Source organism: Nonomuraea sp. ATR24 (genome assembly GCF_041950485.1).
GTDB lineage: Bacteria > Actinomycetota > Actinomycetes > Streptosporangiales > Streptosporangiaceae > Nonomuraea > Nonomuraea ceibae.
Map to the genome: position 1 here is coordinate 729,265 of NZ_JBGNUU010000002.1, position 13,922 is coordinate 743,186.

A 13,922-nucleotide genomic window follows, 5' to 3' on the forward strand; every position below is an offset into this window, starting at 1 on the left:
CAGGTTTATGGGTGTCACGCCGCCGGGTCGAGGACCACCGGCAGCGACGGGTAGTCGTTGCCGATGAACGACGTGTGCCGCCCCGGCCTGCTCACCAGCCGCAGCTCCGGGAAGCGCGAGAAGAGCGCCGGCAGCGCGATCGCCGCCTCCAGCCGGGCCAGCGGCGCGCCCAGGCAGTAGTGGATGCCGTGCCCGAACGCCAGGTGCTGCCGCTCGGCGCGGCTGATGTCGAAGCGGTCCGGGTCCGGGTTGACCGCCGGGTCGCGGCCGTGCGCGCCGAACGCGATGAGAATGAGCTCCCCCTTGCCGATCATGACGCCCTCGCCGAGGTCGATGTCGGTGGTGGCGTAGCGCATCGGCAGGTGCATGATCGGCGCGTGCTGGCGCAGGCTCTCCTCGATGACGTCCTCCCAGCGGGCCGGGTCGGCGCGGACGGCGGCGAGCTGGTCCGGGTGCGACAGCATGGCGACGGTCGCGTGGTCGATGAGCGACACGGCGGTCTCGCTGCCCGCGCCGATCATCAGGATCAACGTGCTGACCAGCTCCTCCGTGCTGAGCGGCGCGCCCTCCTCCTGCGCGGCCAGCATCAGGCTCGTCAGGTCCGTCCCCGGGTTGGCGCGGCGGTAGTGCATGAGCGCGTGCATCGCCGCGAACATGTCCCGCTGGACGACGTTCGCCTGCTCGGGCGTGAGGCTGGTGTCGAGGACCGCGTCGATGCAGCGCAGCATCTGCGGGCGCTGCTCCAGCGGGACGCCCATCAGGTCGCAGATCACCCGGGTCGGGATGGGATAGCTGAAGGAGGCCCGCAGGTCGACCGGCCGCCCCGGCGGGGCGAGCGCCAGGTCGGCGAGCAGGTCCTCGACGATGGTCTCGATCGCGGGCCGCATCGCCTCGATGCGGCGCGGGGTGAACGCCTTGCCGACCAGGTCCTTGAGCCGCTTGTGGTCGTCGCCGTCGACGGTGAACATGCTGATCACGTCGACCCAGGCGGTCAGCCAGCCGATCGCGAACGGCCTGTACTCCGGCCAGGAGGTGCGGGCGTTCTTCGAGACGCCCGGGTGGACCAGGAGCTTCTTGGCGACCTCGCCGCGGGTCACCGACCAGGCGACCAGGTCTCCGGGCAGCCGCACCCGGACGGCCGGGCCGGCCGCGCGCAGCTCGTCGACCTGCTCATAAAGGCGCCTTCCTGTGGGATCGAGAATCGGGGGTTCGCTGGACACGACTACCTCCAGTGGACGCGGTGGGGGTGAGGGAAGCATCGGCGGGCCGGGGCCGGAAGCGGATGGCCAGCGTCGCCGGGCACTGGTGGAAGGGGCCCGGCCGGTTGGCTCCGCCGCCCGCGCCCAGCTCCAGGTCCCACAGCTGGTCGAGCAGCGTCTCGATCGCGGTCTGGGCGATCGCGGCGGCCTGGCTGTCGGCGGGACAGCGGTGCGGGCCGGCCGACCAGGCCAGGTGGGAGCGGTTGTCGTAGCCGAGCGGCGGCAGCGCCGGGTCGGTGCCCGTGGCGGCGTGGCTGATCAGGATCGGCACCCCGCGCGGGACCGGCACCCCGTGCAGCGCGGTGTCGTGGCGGGCGAAGTGCACGGAGAAGTTGGCCATCGGCGACTGCGTCCACAGCACCTGCTCCAGGGCGCGGCGCACGGTGACGGCGCCCGCGGTCAGGTCGCCGGCGTAGTGGTCGTCCGACAGCAGCAGCCGCAGGCCCGAGGCGATCCACGCCGAGGTCGGGATCGTGCCCGCGCCGACCAGGACGACGAGCTGGTGCAGGATCTCCTCGTGCGTGAGCCGGGCCGGGTGGGCCAGCATCCAGGAGGTGCAGTCGCGCCCCGGCGAGCCGTCCTTCATCGCGATGATCTCCGCCAGGCACTGCGCCAGGTCGGCGGCCCCCTGCGCGGCCTCCGGACCGGCGTTGATCATGCCCTGGCAGCCGGTGACCATGCGCTCGACCAGCTCCGGCGGGCAGCCCAGCAGGTCGGTGAAGACCAGCAGCGGCAGCATGTCGGCGTACTGGCTCATCAGCTCCGCCCGGCCCTCGCCGGCGAAGTCGTCGATGAGGCGCAGCGCGTGGCGGCGGGTGATCTCGCGCAGCTCGTGCAGGTTGATCCGGCGCAGGCAGTCGTCCATCGCGCGCCGCAGCCGGGCGTGCCGCTCACCGTCGGCGTACAGGAGGCTGGGCCGGTAGGCCATGAGCGCCAGCACCGGGCTGTCGGCGGGGACGCGGCCCTGTTGCAGCGCCTCCCACATGCGGCTGTCCTTGGAGTAGGTGTCGGTGTCGGTGACCACGTCGACGGCGGCGCGGCGGCCGGTGACGACCAGCGCGTGCACGCCGTCGGCGATCTCCGCCCAGGCGACGGGGCCGGCGGCGCGCAGCAGGTCGTAGGCGTCGTCGGGCCGGGCGGCGAACGAGGGGCCGAACAGCCTCGGGACGGGGGCGGACGGTGTCATCGGGCATGCTCCAGGCGGCGGTGGTGGTCGAGGATGTGCTGGACGAGGGCGATCAGGCCGTGCTTGGCCGAGCCCGCCCGGCGGGCGTCCAGGCTCACCAGCGGCTGGTCGTCCAGGCTGAGGCTGTCGCGCAGCTCGGCGTCGCGGTAGCGGGGCGAGCCGTCGAAGTGGTTGACGGCGACGACGTGCGGCAGCTGCGCCTCTTCGAGCAGGTTCATCGCGTCGAAGCTGTCGTCGATGCGGCGCGTGTCGACCAGGACCAGTCCGCCGAGCGCGCCCTCCATGAGGGAGCGGACCATGCCGTGGAACCTCGGCTGGCCGGGCGCGCCGAACAGATAGAGCACGATCTCAGGAGACAACGTGAGGCGGCCGAAGTCCATCGCCACCGTGGTGGTGTCCTTGCCCTGCAGGTCGCGCAGGTCGTCCACGAGCTGCCCGGCCTGCGTCATCCGCTCCTCGGTGGACAGCGGGCGGATCTCCGAGACGGTCCTGACGAAGGTGGTCTTGCCGACGGCGAACGGGCCGAGCACGAGAACCTTCACCGGCCGGGCCGTCGCCGGCACGTAACGGTCAGAGCTTTTCAAGTGCCTTCAACACCTTCATCAGGAAGTCGGTGCTATAGGGGGAGGCGGCGGGGACGAACGGCGCGCGCGGGGCCAGGTGGCCGCTGTCGACGAGGCCGGCCACGATGACCTTGACGATCGCGCCCGGCAGCTCCAGGTGGGCGGCGACCTCCGACACCGACAGCGCCCCGGGCAGGCACAGGTCCATCACCCGCCGGGGGTGGGCGGCGAGCCCGGCCAGCGGCCGGGCGGGGTCGGCGAGCAGCAGCGTGGCGGCGTCGAGACCGGCGCGTGTCGCGGAGGCGTCGCCGCCCGACACGGTGTAGGAGCGGATCATGCCCGCCCGCCGGTGCCGCGACGGTGTCATGCGCCGCTGCTCCGCTCCCGCGCGCCGAGGATCGGGCCGAGCCCGCGCACGGTCTTGGTGGCCGCCTGGATCGCGATGTGGGTCGCGGCGCTGTTGGACTCGCCGCGGATGGACACGCCGATGCCGGTGCGCTCGGTCACGGCGAACAGCACCATGGTGACGTTCGCGAGGTCGGCGATCACGTAGCGTAGCGGCCCTGGAGCGCTGTGACGCGACGGGGTGGTGCAGAACTCGCTCAGCTGCTGCTGCAGCGACTTCATCGCCGACAGGGCGGCGGCGGCGCGGTCGGCGTCGTCGCGGCTCATGCCGGCCGAGTGCGCCAGGACCAGCCCGTCGGAGGTGAACAGCACCGCGTTCATGACGTCCGACTGCTGGTCGACGAGGTTGTTGAGGACCCAGCTCATGTTGGTGTCGTCGGCGGTGGGCTGCTCTATGGTCATGGCTGCGAGTGTCCTTCGGCGTCGTTGTCGCGGCCGGTGGCGAGGCCCGTGCTGAGCAGCTCGCTCAGCTTTCCGAGGTCGGCGGCCACGTCTTCGGGCGCGCGGGTGTCGGTGATGGATTGCTGGGTCGGCTGGGCCGAGAGGGGCGCGACCGCGTGCCGGCGTTCGCGCTTGGGCAGGCCGTGGGAGGTGGTGACCGGCGCGGGGGCCGCGTGGAGCGCGGGCTGCGGCGGGGCCGTCTCGCGCGGGGGCGCGGCGAGGCCGGGGGCGGCGCTCATCAGGTGGTGCGGGACGAGGCAGGACGCCTGGACGCCGCCGCTGGGCGAGGGGGCGCTGACGTCGACGTGGAAGCCGTAGTCGTGCGCCAGGGTGCCGATGATGGCGAAGCCCAGCTTGCGCTCGTCGGCCAGGTTGGCCGCGTCGAGCGTCGTCTGGCGCGACAGCAGCCGCTCGGCCTCGGCGAGCTGGAAGGAGTTCAGGCCGGCGCCCTTGTCGTCGATGACGACACAGAAGCCCTTGGGGACCTCCCGGACGTAGACGCTGACCCGGTCGCCGGTGTAGCTGGTCGCGTTGGCCAGCAGCTCGGCGAGCGCGACGGTGATCGGCTCGACCACCCGGCCCTCGACCCACCGCTCGCCGACGTCGGGCACGTACGTGTAGTCGACGCGGTCGTAGGCGGGGATGCGGCCGCGGGCGCTCTCGACGATCTCGCGGAAGGTGCAGTCGGCGCGCTGCACGCCCGGCCAGGAGCCGGCCAGGATGCGCAGCCGCTGGACGGCGTGCAGCGCCCAGGTGGCGTGGGCGTCCATCTCGACCAGGCTGCGGTGGGGGTCGGTGCCGGGCGGCAGGTCGAGCGCCTCGTTGATGGACATCTGGAGGCGGGCCAGGTACATCTGCACCTCTTCGGCCATGCCCCGGACGCCGGCGCGGGCGGCGCCGCTGACGTCGGCCCGGGTGGCGTGCACGGCCTCGCGCAGCAGCTCCTCGGCGCCGGCGATGTGGTCGCTCAGCGGCGTGCCCGCGAACTGCGGGTGCAGCAGGCCGGGCACGACGACGTCGGAGTAGCCGCGCACCTCGGCGTCGGCCACCGCGTTGAGGCGCTCGACGAGCCGGCCGGTCTCGGCGACGGCCGCGTTGTACCACTGGAGGTTGGCGTTGGCCTGTTGCAGCGCCTGTTCTTTCTCTTTCTCGGCGGCCTCTCTGGCCTGTTCGGCACTGACTCTGGCCTTTTCTGCGGTTTGCACCTGTTCGTCGGCACGCGCCTGCCCGGCGGTTTCGTCGTTTCCCTGGGCGGGGCGCTCGGCGGGGGGCGCGGGGCGCTCGGCGGGCGGCTCGGCGGGGGCGGGCCCGCGCTCGGGCGCCCGGGAGCGCATGAGCAGGATGGCCAGCAGCACGAGGCAGACCATCAGCAATAACACGCTGCAGATGACGCTCGCCAGCAGCACTCCGGCAGTGAAATCCGCGGATCCGTTCATGTCCGTCCTTTGAAGTGCTGGAGCTCCATATGGGCACGGCAGAGGAATCGACACCCGTCAAATGAGCATGGGGCGTCGCCGCTTGACGACTTTACACGCCCTTGTCCCTACAGCCATGTCAAAACGTCGGCTATTTCTTATCAGGGACAATCACATACCGCACTAAACCGGAAATTCCCGAGACTTATTCATAAACGCCCGTACCGCCACGGGGCCCCGCCGCCCCGGTCCGCCGTGACCACTTCCTGACGCCGCACCCCTGGCGCAACACGATGTGATGTACGACACTCTGACCAGAACTCGGTCCTAGAACCCTGTTCTAGGGCACCCGGCTGCCACAGCGGAGGAGAAGTCCATGGTCAAGGCCGTCACCCGCGAGCGCCGGCGACTCGGTTCCCCACCCGCGGGCGGGATCAGCCCGACCGACCCCAACCCGTACGGCTGGGCGCCGTTCGCCGTGCTGTTCCTCGTCGGCATCGTGGACCGCATGGAGGCCGGGCTCCTGGCCGGCGTGCTCCCGCTCATCCAGGAGCAGTGGGGGTTCAGCGACACGGCCGCCGGATCCATCCCCACCGCCGGGGCCCTGGCCGCCACCGCCGTCGCGCTGCCCGCCGGCTACCTCGCCGACCGCTACAGCCGCACGAAGATCATCGCCGTCGTGGTGCTCTGCTGGGGGCTGGCCACGCTCGGCTCGGGACTCGCCGCCGGGTTCGCCGTCTTCTACCTCATGCGCGTGCTGCTCGCCGCCGCCGAGAACATCGACAACCCGGCCATGGGCAGCCTCATCGCCGACTTCTACCCCGCCGCCGCCCGGGTCCACGTGTACGGCTGGACCCGCATGACGACCTACCTGAGCGGGCTCGGCACCATCGTCGGCGGCGTGATCGGCCAGGCGTACGGGTGGCGCGCGGCCTTCCTGTGCATGGCGGTCCCCGGCATCCTCACCGCCCTGCTGGTCTGGCGGCTGCGCGAGCCCGAACGCGGCCGGCTCGACAGGATCAGGGCCTCGGCCGGCGACGCGCCCGCGACCGGCGCCGCTCCCCCGGACCGGCCCGCCCTCGCCTCGCCGCCCTTCTGGCGGCAGGTCCGCGAGGTCCTCGCCGTCCGGACGCTGGTCCGGGTCTCCGTGGGCGTCATGATCCTCACGCTGGGGCTGGGCGGCATCTACTACTGGCTGCCCACCCTCCTGTCACGCGCGTACGGCCTGCCCATCGGCACCGCGGGCACCACGAGCGGCCTGGTCACCATCGTCGGCGTGGTCGCCGGGACCGTGATCGGCGGCCGGCTCGGCCGCCGGGCCATCACCCGCCACCGCGCCGGGCTCCTGCTCGTCGGCGGCGCCGGCATCACCGCCGGCTCACTGCTGCTCGGCGGCGCCCTGCTCATGGGGTCGGCCACCGCCATGATCCTCTGTGTGCTGCTGGCCGTCACGGTGTCGGCGACCGCCATCCCCACCTGCACGGCCTCCGTCGCCGACGTCGTCGGCGCGCGCTCGCGCGGCCTCGGCTTCGCCGTGCTGCAGTTCCTGCTCACGCTCGGCGCGGCGTTCGGGCCGCTCATCGTCGGCATCACCTCCGACGCCACCGGCTCGCTCGTCACGGCCATGTACGCGCTCATCGTCCCGATGGTCCTCGGCGGCCTGCTCGTGCTGTCGGCCAGGGGCTCGTACGAGCGCGAGTCGGCCAAGGTCCTGGACGAGGCCCGCGACCTCTAGATCCAGCCCTCCTCCCAGGCCCGGTGGGCGGCGGCGTGCCGCGAGCCGGCGCCCAGCTTGGCCATCGCCGACGACAGGTAGTTGCGGACGGTGCCCGGCGCGAGATGCACCCGCTCGGCGATCTCGTTGACCGACGCGCCGGTCCGCGACGCCCGCAGCACCTCCAGCTCCCGGTCGGTGAGCGGGCAGGCGTCCTCGGTCAGCGCGGAGGCGGCGATGTCGGGGTCCACGTAGCGGCGGCCGGCGGCGACGGCCCGGATGATCTCGGCCAGCTTCGTCGCGGGCGTCGTCTTCGGCACGAAGCCGCTGACGCCCGCCGCGAGCGCCCGGCGCAGCACGCCCGGTCTGGCGTGCCGGGTGACCAGGACGATCCGGGTGGGCAGCTCCGCCCGGATCGTCTCGGCCGCGCGCAGGCCGTCGGCGGGCGGCATCTCCAGGTCCAGCACCGCGATGTCGGGGCGGTGCTCCCTGGCCAGGCGGACCGCGTCGGTGGAGGTGGCCGCCTCGGCCACGACGGCGAGGTCCTCCTCCAGCCCGAGCAGCGCCGCCAGAGCGCCCCTGAGCAGGTCCTCGTCGTCGGCTATCAGCAACCGGATCATCGGTCCTCCGCGCTTCGGGCGGGCAGGCGGGCCACCACGGCGAAGCGGTCGTCGTCGTGCTCCCAGGTCAGCTCGCCGCCCGCGGACGCCAGCCGCTCGGCGAGCGTGCGCAGCCCGGTCCCGCCCGCGCCGGGCTGATCCCCGTGCTGGTCGCTGGGCTGGTCGCCGGCGCCGTCGTTGGTCACGCGCAGGCGGGCGAGGTCGCCGGTCACCCGGTAGTCGACCTCGGCGTGCCGGGCCCGGCTGTGGCGCAGCACGTTGGTGGTCGCCTCCCGCATGACCAGGCCCAGCAGGTGGCGTCCGGCCTCGGGGAGGCGGCGGGCGTCGGCGGGCTCCACGCTCATCCGGGCGTCGATGCCGGCGGCGGCCAGCACGCCCGTCGCGTTGGCGATCTCCGCGTCGAGCGTGGTGCGGCGGTAGCCCTGCACGACCGCTCTGGTGTCGGAGAGCGCGTCGGCGGCCAGGCGGCGCACCTCGTGCATCTCCGCGGCGGCGCGCGCCGGGTCCGCCTCGGCGAGCCGGGCGGCCAGCTCGCTCTTGAGCGCGATCACCTGGAGGTGGTGGCCCTGGATGTCGTGCAGGTCGGCGGCGAAGCGCAGCCGTTCCTCCTTGACCGCCAGCTCGGCGGCGAGCCTGCGCACGTCGTTGAGCCGCTTGGCCACGTCCCAGCCCCACAGCATGGCCAGGGTCGTCCACGCGGTGACCAGCACCACGGCGGGCGGCAGCACGGCGGCGCCGGGCAGCGGCGCGCCGGAGAGCGCGCCGACGCCCGAGGCGGCCAGCGCCGACGCCCCGATGAGCCCCCACCGGGGCGCCGGGCGCAGGAACGTCGCGGCGATCGACACCACCAGCGCGGCCGGCAGCGACCAGCGCCCGTCGTCCCCGTGGGCCAGCATGAGCCCGCCGAGCACCGCCGCCCCCGCGCCCCCGGCGACCGTCCACCCCACAGGCAGCCGGACGACCGAAGGCGCGGACACAGGCGAAGGCGTGTCCGGGGAGGGGGTCATGCGGCGGGTGAGGAGTGCCATGCCGGACAGGCCCGTGGCGGCCAGGGCGGCGGCGCCCGTGACGCGGGCCCACAGGGCCACGGCGGGGTCGAGGACCCAGGCCCCGGCGACGAAGACGAGGAAGAACCCGGTCGTCGCGGTCACGCTCCACCAGGTGCCCCGGCGGAAGCGGCCCAGGCCGGCGTCCTCGTCGATCGGGAGGTCAGGCACGCGGCCATTCTCGCAGCAAGGCACGCGCGGATGACAGATGTCACCCGATCATGTGACACGTCCACGCGCGCCCGTGCGCATCCGGCACTACTGGCGGGGCGCGCCGGTGGCGAGGCTGGAGCCCTCATCGAAGGAGGACGCCGTGAACGACACGACCGAACGGGTCTCGACGCTGCGCCACTGGCCCACCATGGCCGGGATCGTGCTGGCCGGGCTGATGGTGTACGGGCTGGCGGGCGGGGAGGAGGTCGCGCCGGTCCTGGCCGCCTCCGGGATGATCTACCTGGGCGCCGCCGCGCTGGGCCGGCCGTCGGCGGCGTGGCCGCTGTTCGGGGTGAGCTTCGCCGTCATCGCCGTCTCCAAGGCGCTGCTCCCGGGCGTCGGCCCGACCTGGCCGATGCTCGGCGTGGCCGCCGGGCTGGCGGCGTACGGGCTGGTCACGCGGGCGGCGGGGCTGTCGCGCCAGGTGCTCGCGATGGCGGGGTTCGGGCTGGTCGCGGTCGTCACGCTGGCGGTCGGCGGGGACGCGGGCGCGTACCTGGTGGCGGCGGGGATGCTCGGTCACGCCGCGTGGGACGTCCACCACCATCGCACGGGGAAGGTGGTGGCGCGGTCGCTGGCGGAGTTCTGCTTCGTGCTGGACTCGCTGGTCGGCGTGGCGCTGGTGGCAATGACTGTATGGCAATGAATGGCCACAAACTAAGCATTCTCGAAGAAATCGCCCCCAAGATCGCCGTTCATCCTGACCGTACGTGACACTCCGAGTGAACGGTGGTGGGTGATGGCGAACACGTTGAGCGGCCGGCAGGCGCGCGACGGTGAGCTGCGGACCGTGCGGCGCGGCCGGGTCGTCCTGATCAGCGCGGTGATCGGGTTCCTGCTGACGGTCGTGTGGTCGGCCCGGTTCGTGGACGAGACGATCGGCGGCACCGTCGCCGACACCCTGCTGGGGCACGACGCCGCGGAGGCGCCGATCGCGGGCATCGCGGCGGGGGTCGTGTTCGCGTTCGTGACCGGCATGGCCGGCACGTTCACCGCGTGCAACATTGCGGTGTTCGGCGCGCTGGCTCCCCTGGTCGGCGACGGCGCCGGGCGCCGCGAGCGGTTCCGGGCGGCGCTGCGGCCGCTCGGGCTGCTCGCCGCCGGCATGATCCCCGTCTCCGCCCTGTACGGAGCGCTCGTCGGGATCGTCGGCACGAGCATGCCGCAGTTCTCCACGGCGGCCAACGTCTCCGGCGGGCTGTCGCCGCGCAGCATCCAGTCGATGGTGGTGTTCGGGATCGTCGGGCTGGCGATGCTCTACCTGGGGCTGGCCGCGCTCAGGCTGGTGCCCGACCCGTTCGAGCGGCGGCCCGGCGCGCGCATGGTCTTCATGGGCGCGCTGATCGGCGGCTTCCTGATCGGCCGCCCGTTCGGGCTGTTCCGGGCGATGTTCCGGGACGCGGCCGAGAGCGGCAACCCGCTGTACGGGGCCGCGGCGTTCACGCTGCAGTCGATCGGCAACATCGTGCTGCTCGCGGTGCTGCTGGTGGTCACCGCCGTGGTGTTCGGCGGGCGGGTGCACCGGTGGCTGGCCGCCAAGCCGCACCGGATCGCCGTGCTGACCGCCTCGGCGCTCATCGTCGCCGGCGTGTTCACGTTCCTGTACTGGGACGTCAGGCTCCTGGCCCGGCGGGAGATCATCCCGTGGTACCCGGTGGCGCCGTGGACGTGACCCGCTGGCAGGAACGTGCTGCCCGTCGGCAGTAAGCGGACGTCACCTCGCCCCCTTTTCGGCCCTGGTCCGGCGCAGCATGGCAGTGGAAGCACCGATGCTGAGGAAGGACCGGTCACCATGGCCATCTTGACGTCCACGACGAGCGGGACCACGCGATCCACCCTCCGCCGGGTCACGGTGATCGGGTGCGGGCTGATCGGCACCTCCGTGGCGCTCGCGCTGCGTGCCGAGGGGATCCGCGTGCGGCTCGCCGACCACGACCCGCGTGCGCTGGCCGAGGCGGTGCGCCTGGGGGCGGGCGCGCCGCTGACCGTCGACGAGCCGCCCGCGGACGTCGTGGTCATCGCGACCCCGCCGTCCGCCGTGCCCCAGGTGCTGCGCGACGCGCAGGCCAGAGAGCTGGGAGCCGTCTACACCGACGTGGCCAGCACCAAGGCGCGGATCCTGGCGACCGCCGAGCTGGCCGGGTGCGACCTGAGCCGGTACGTCCCCGGCCACCCGATGGCCGGGCGTGAGGCGCCGGGGGCGGCCGCCGCCCGAGCCGGGCTGTTCACCGGCCGCAAGTGGGCGCTGTGCCCGTGCCCGGCCACCGCCCTGTACGCGGTGCGGGCCGTGGCCGACCTCGTCGCCGCCTGCGGCGCGCAGGTGACGCTGCTGTCGCCGCCCGCCCACGACAGGGCAGCCGCGGCGGTCTCGCACGCGCCGCTGGTCCTGTCGGCGGCGCTGGCCGCCCGGTTCGCGTACGCGGCCGGGCAGCCGGAGCTGCTGTCCCTGGCCGGCCGGGGGCTGTACGACGTGACCCGGGTGGCCGGCAGCCCGCCCGAGCTGTGGATCGACATCCTGGAGCACAACGCCGACGCCGTCGCCGGCGTCCTGGAGGAGGTCGTGGACGACCTGACCGCCGTGGCGCAGGCACTGCGGGCGCCGGAGGGAAGCACGAGCTGGGGCGTCGTGGCCGACCTGCTGGTGCGCGGCAACCTCGGCCGCGAGCTCATCGTCGACGCCTGCGCCCCCGCCGCCCGGGACCGCGGCCCCGCGGCCGCCGAGCCCGCCGAGGCGGCCGGTCTGGAAGCGGCGTGACGAGCGGATGCCCCGCCGCCGGAGGGCAGCGGGGCATCGGGGCACGCCGGTCAGATGTAGAGCGTGTTCGGCGGCAGGCCGCACAGGACTCTGCCGTACAGCTCGGTGTTGGTGTTGGGGTGCATGAGCGCGTGCAGGTTGGCGCTGTGCACGTCCCGCAGGATGCGCTGGATCGGCACGTCGGAGTAGAGGGACGAGCCGCCGCTGGCCGAGGCGAAGATGTCCGCGGCCTCCTTGGCCAGCGCGCACACCGCGCCCATGTCGGCGCGGACCCGGGCCCGCTCCTCCAGCGTCCACGCCTCGCCGCGCTCGCTCTTGCCGTCGACCGTGGCGGCCAGCCGCTCCGCGTGGAACTGGGCCTGGTCGATCTTCAGCGCGGCCGAGGCGACCTGCAGATGGGTGAGCGGCGCCTCGCTCTGCTGCTCGTAGCCCGTGTAGGTGATCTTGCGGCCGGGCAGGCGCTCCAGGAACGCCGTCTTCGCCGCCTTCGCCAGCCCCAGCAGCGTGCCGACCGAGGAGGCCGAGGCCACGGGGAGCATCGGCGCCCGGTAGATCGGGATGCCGGCGTTCAGCCGCGACGCGTACTGCTCCTGAAGGACGGCCGGCAGCGGGAGCACCCGCTCGGCCGGGACGAACACGTTCTCGGCCACCGTGCTGACGCTGCCGGTGCCCTGGAGCCCCGTCGTGTGCCAGTCGTCGATGATCTTCAGCTCGGACGTGGGCACCAGCGCCATGATGGGCATGGGCTCCTGGTCCGGGCCCACCTGGATGGCCACGATCTCCTGCCAGTGGCTGTGCCAGGCGCCGCTGACGAACCCCCACTTGCCGTTGACCACCACGCCGCCGTTCGCCGGGGCCGCCATCGCGGACGGGCTCAGCGTGCCGCAGACGCGCACGTCCGGCGTCGAGAACACCTCGGCCTGCACCTCGTCCGGGAACAGGCAGACCATCCACGTCGGAATCCAGTAGACCGACGCCGTCCACGCGGTGGACCCGTCGGCCTGGCCCAGCTCCGCGCCCACGTCGACCAGCGTGCGCGTGTCGCACTCGTAGCCGCCGAAGCGGGCCGGGACCCGCATCCTGAAGACGCCGGCGTCGGCCAGGGCCTCGATCGACTCCTCGTGGAGGCGCCGGTTCTGCTCGTTCCAGGCCGACTTGGCCCGGAGCGCCGGCGCGAGCGCGGACACCCGCTTCACCAGCTCTTCCCGCGCCGGAACCTCGGTCGTCGTCGCCACCATTTCCTCCTACTGTTCCCTCGGGGCTGGGCCGCGTGTCCCAGCGGTCAGAAGCTCGCGCCGTCGGCGCGTTCAGGCGAGGGACGAGACCTTCGCCGCGGCGGCGACCCTGAGCACCAGCGCGCCCACGTTGGGGTCCTCCTCGAAGATGTCACCCACCTCGAGCTCGACGCCCAGCTCGTCCTCGATGCGCGACACGATGCGGATCGCGGAGATCGACTCGCCTTCCAGGTCGAAGAACGTGGCGTCGGCCATGTCGTCCGGCACGTCCAAGACGGTGCGCCAGATCTTTCCGACCTTCTCCTCGATCAGAGCGAAACTCAGCTCGCCTGCCCGATTGTCAGTCATCCGGTGTCCTCCACTGCTGAATTCCCCAATGAAAGGGCCCGCGAACGGATACCCGCCCTGAATACCGGTTCTTGCGGATATCGTCACAGGCGGCGGCGGCGCGTACATCTTTGAGAATGCGGGAAAATGCCGGCGCCCTTCGGCACGGCAGGAGAAAGGCGGCGAAGGGCGCGGAGTTATGGTCACGGAGGGTGTTTATCAGCCGCTGAGTGGAGGACGATCCCATGAGCGTCACAACGATCACCGCCGACGACACGACCGCCGTGCGCGAGGTGCCGCGGCGCATCATCGCCGCCTGGGCCGCCAACGACGGTGACGCCTTCGCCGGCGTCTTCACCGAGGACGCCACCATGATCCTGCCCGGTGACGTCTACGTCGCCGGCCGCGAGGGCATCCGGGCGTACATGAGCGCCGCCTACGCCGGGCCGCTCAAGGGCACGCGGGTGTTCGGCGAGCCCGTGTCGGCCAAGTTCCTCGGCCCGGACGCCGCGGTGCTGGTCACCAAGGGCGGCGTGCTCGCCGGCGGCGAGAGCGAGGTCGCGCCCGAGCGGGCCGTCCGCGCCACCTGGGTGCTGGTCAAGCAGGACGGCCAGTGGCTCATCACCGCCTACCAGAACACCCCCGTCGGAGCCTGACCCGCTCCTCCCCCGCCCGACCGACCGGCCTCACCGGTCGGTCGCCGCATGTCCGGGGAGCGCGCCGCACCCCCGCGCCCGTGTGCG

The 13,922-nt window shown here is 73.0% G+C and carries 15 protein-coding genes; 5 read left to right on the top strand and 10 right to left on the bottom strand.

The window, feature by feature from the left end:
• Positions 1-14: 14 nt before the first annotated feature.
• From ACBI99_RS07345 to ACBI99_RS07370, 6 genes are read right to left on the bottom strand one after another with little or no spacing between them, the layout of a single operon-like run.
• Positions 15-1,220 carry a cytochrome P450 gene (locus ACBI99_RS07345; RefSeq protein WP_375071950.1) on the bottom strand — a complete coding sequence of 402 codons (1,206 nt, stop codon included), beginning with the start codon at positions 1,218-1,220 and terminating at the stop codon, positions 15-17.
• Positions 1,171-2,445, bottom strand: coding sequence for a cytochrome P450 (locus ACBI99_RS07350; protein WP_357592411.1), 1,275 nt, complete (start codon positions 2,443-2,445; stop codon positions 1,171-1,173). Before ACBI99_RS07350 ends, ACBI99_RS07345 begins: the two co-directional genes overlap by 50 nt.
• Positions 2,442-3,029, bottom strand: a complete 588-nt coding sequence (locus ACBI99_RS07355) for an ATP/GTP-binding protein (RefSeq protein ID WP_219515339.1) — start codon at positions 3,027-3,029, stop codon at positions 2,442-2,444. Before ACBI99_RS07355 ends, ACBI99_RS07350 begins: the two co-directional genes overlap by 4 nt.
• Entirely contained in the window at positions 3,016-3,375 is a 360-nt protein-coding gene (locus tag ACBI99_RS07360; protein WP_219515336.1) for a DUF742 domain-containing protein, read from the bottom strand. Before ACBI99_RS07360 ends, ACBI99_RS07355 begins: the two co-directional genes overlap by 14 nt.
• Positions 3,372-3,815 (bottom strand): roadblock/LC7 domain-containing protein, encoded by a 444-nt coding sequence (locus ACBI99_RS07365; protein ID WP_219515334.1) that lies wholly within the window; start codon positions 3,813-3,815, stop codon positions 3,372-3,374. Before ACBI99_RS07365 ends, ACBI99_RS07360 begins: the two co-directional genes overlap by 4 nt.
• A complete protein-coding gene (locus ACBI99_RS07370) occupies positions 3,812-5,290 on the bottom strand; it encodes a hypothetical protein (RefSeq protein ID WP_357592413.1) in 1,479 nt (492 codons plus the stop codon). The genes ACBI99_RS07365 and ACBI99_RS07370 overlap by 4 nt, the downstream gene beginning before the upstream one ends.
• 355 nt (positions 5,291-5,645) lie before the next feature.
• Between ACBI99_RS07370 and ACBI99_RS07375 the strand changes: the two genes are divergently transcribed.
• Positions 5,646-7,004, top strand: coding sequence for an MFS transporter (locus ACBI99_RS07375; protein ID WP_219515311.1), 1,359 nt, complete (start codon positions 5,646-5,648; stop codon positions 7,002-7,004).
• Here ACBI99_RS07375 and ACBI99_RS07380 read toward each other — a convergent pair.
• Positions 7,001-7,603: a DNA-binding response regulator gene (locus ACBI99_RS07380; RefSeq protein WP_219515279.1), complete on the bottom strand. Its 603-nt coding sequence runs from the start codon at positions 7,601-7,603 to the stop codon at positions 7,001-7,003. The two genes, ACBI99_RS07375 and ACBI99_RS07380, sit on opposite strands and share 4 nt — an antisense overlap.
• Complete coding sequence (locus tag ACBI99_RS07385; protein ID WP_375071951.1) at positions 7,600-8,820, bottom strand: sensor histidine kinase; 1,221 nt, start codon at positions 8,818-8,820, stop codon at positions 7,600-7,602. The genes ACBI99_RS07380 and ACBI99_RS07385 overlap by 4 nt, the downstream gene beginning before the upstream one ends.
• Positions 8,821-8,962: 142 nt before the next feature.
• Between ACBI99_RS07385 and ACBI99_RS07390 the strand changes: the two genes are divergently transcribed.
• The 3 genes from ACBI99_RS07390 to ACBI99_RS07400 all read left to right on the top strand — a co-directional run bounded on the left by ACBI99_RS07390 (position 8,963) and on the right by ACBI99_RS07400 (position 11,617).
• Positions 8,963-9,508: a hypothetical protein gene (locus ACBI99_RS07390; RefSeq protein ID WP_219508691.1), complete on the top strand. Its 546-nt coding sequence runs from the start codon at positions 8,963-8,965 to the stop codon at positions 9,506-9,508.
• A 93-nt stretch (positions 9,509-9,601) separates the two neighbouring features.
• The gene (locus ACBI99_RS07395; RefSeq protein ID WP_219508692.1) at positions 9,602-10,534 is read left to right on the top strand and encodes a hypothetical protein; all 933 of its coding nucleotides are present in this window, start codon (positions 9,602-9,604) and stop codon (positions 10,532-10,534) included.
• A 120-nt stretch (positions 10,535-10,654) separates the two neighbouring features.
• On the top strand, positions 10,655-11,617 hold the full coding sequence (locus tag ACBI99_RS07400) for a prephenate dehydrogenase (RefSeq protein WP_357592994.1): 963 nt from the start codon (positions 10,655-10,657) through the stop codon (positions 11,615-11,617).
• A 50-nt stretch (positions 11,618-11,667) separates the two neighbouring features.
• On the opposite strand, the gene ACBI99_RS07405 is transcribed toward ACBI99_RS07400, so the two are convergent.
• Together ACBI99_RS07405 and ACBI99_RS07410 are read right to left on the bottom strand one after the other, a co-directional pair.
• Positions 11,668-12,855 (bottom strand): acyl-CoA dehydrogenase family protein, encoded by a 1,188-nt coding sequence (locus ACBI99_RS07405; protein WP_219508695.1) that lies wholly within the window; start codon positions 12,853-12,855, stop codon positions 11,668-11,670.
• A 69-nt stretch (positions 12,856-12,924) separates the two neighbouring features.
• Positions 12,925-13,200: a phosphopantetheine-binding protein gene (locus ACBI99_RS07410; protein WP_246645785.1), complete on the bottom strand. Its 276-nt coding sequence runs from the start codon at positions 13,198-13,200 to the stop codon at positions 12,925-12,927.
• Between the two features lie 224 nt (positions 13,201-13,424).
• On the opposite strand from ACBI99_RS07410, the gene ACBI99_RS07415 reads away from it, so the two are divergent.
• Positions 13,425-13,835: an SgcJ/EcaC family oxidoreductase gene (locus tag ACBI99_RS07415; protein ID WP_219508697.1), complete on the top strand. Its 411-nt coding sequence runs from the start codon at positions 13,425-13,427 to the stop codon at positions 13,833-13,835.
• Positions 13,836-13,922 lie beyond the last annotated feature (87 nt).

What these genes read in the sequence shown, in the direction of transcription:
- ACBI99_RS07350 (WP_357592411.1), bottom strand. Translation starts at nt 2,445, where the DNA reads ATGACACCGTCCGCCCCCGTCCCGAGGCTGTTCGGCCCCTCGTTCGCC.
- ACBI99_RS07360 (WP_219515336.1), bottom strand. Translation starts at nt 3,375, where the DNA reads ATGACACCGTCGCGGCACCGGCGGGCGGGCATGATCCGCTCCTACACC.
- ACBI99_RS07365 (WP_219515334.1), bottom strand. Translation starts at nt 3,815, where the DNA reads ATGACCATAGAGCAGCCCACCGCCGACGACACCAACATGAGCTGGGTC.
- ACBI99_RS07370 (WP_357592413.1), bottom strand. Translation starts at nt 5,290, where the DNA reads ATGAACGGATCCGCGGATTTCACTGCCGGAGTGCTGCTGGCGAGCGTC.
- ACBI99_RS07375 (WP_219515311.1), top strand. Translation starts at nt 5,646, where the DNA reads ATGGTCAAGGCCGTCACCCGCGAGCGCCGGCGACTCGGTTCCCCACCC.
- ACBI99_RS07380 (WP_219515279.1), bottom strand. Translation starts at nt 7,603, where the DNA reads ATGATCCGGTTGCTGATAGCCGACGACGAGGACCTGCTCAGGGGCGCT.
- ACBI99_RS07395 (WP_219508692.1), top strand. Translation starts at nt 9,602, where the DNA reads ATGGCGAACACGTTGAGCGGCCGGCAGGCGCGCGACGGTGAGCTGCGG.
- ACBI99_RS07400 (WP_357592994.1), top strand. Translation starts at nt 10,655, where the DNA reads ATGGCCATCTTGACGTCCACGACGAGCGGGACCACGCGATCCACCCTC.
- ACBI99_RS07405 (WP_219508695.1), bottom strand. Translation starts at nt 12,855, where the DNA reads ATGGTGGCGACGACGACCGAGGTTCCGGCGCGGGAAGAGCTGGTGAAG.
- ACBI99_RS07410 (WP_246645785.1), bottom strand. Translation starts at nt 13,200, where the DNA reads ATGACTGACAATCGGGCAGGCGAGCTGAGTTTCGCTCTGATCGAGGAG.
- ACBI99_RS07415 (WP_219508697.1), top strand. Translation starts at nt 13,425, where the DNA reads ATGAGCGTCACAACGATCACCGCCGACGACACGACCGCCGTGCGCGAG.